The sequence below is a fragment of the Acetomicrobium sp. S15 = DSM 107314 genome (genome assembly GCF_016125955.1).
Lineage (GTDB): Bacteria > Synergistota > Synergistia > Synergistales > Thermosynergistaceae > Thermosynergistes > Thermosynergistes pyruvativorans.
Map to the genome: position 1 here is coordinate 1 of NZ_JADEVE010000084.1, position 406 is coordinate 406.

1 pseudogene is annotated in these 406 nt (G+C 46.6%); it reads left to right on the forward strand.

Annotation, left to right across the window (positions count from 1 at the left end):
* Nucleotides 1–237: 237 nt before the first annotated feature.
* A pseudogene (locus EZM41_RS02370) lies at nucleotides 238–406 on the forward strand (hypothetical protein); the annotation flags it as partial.

The following is a 406-nucleotide window of genomic DNA, read 5'->3' on the forward strand; positions in this document are numbered from 1 at the left end:
TTGGAACTGTTGTTCAAACCACAGGCTCTAGCCCCATGGATGACATAGATCTTATGTTGTTGAGCTTTTTTACTACATTTTACGACCATTATGCAGTCTACGTGTGGATTATCAATATAAATTGTTATGACGAGTTAGCGAAAACGTAGTCTCAGGCTCTCAAAGGACAGCAAATTCGTGAGGATGAACACGGGGTTAAAATGGAAGAATTTCCGGACTTGCGAGAGGAGCGGCATTATGGCAAGAAATAGCTCCTCCCAGGGATTAGATCCGCAGGAGGAAGCAGAACTTTGTAGGCTTTGCCGTGCCGAAGGGACCAAGTTATTTCTAAAGGGCGATCGTTGCTACAGCGAAAAATGCGCCGTAGGCCGCAGGAACCATCGTCCTGGTCAGCATGGCTCTCGTA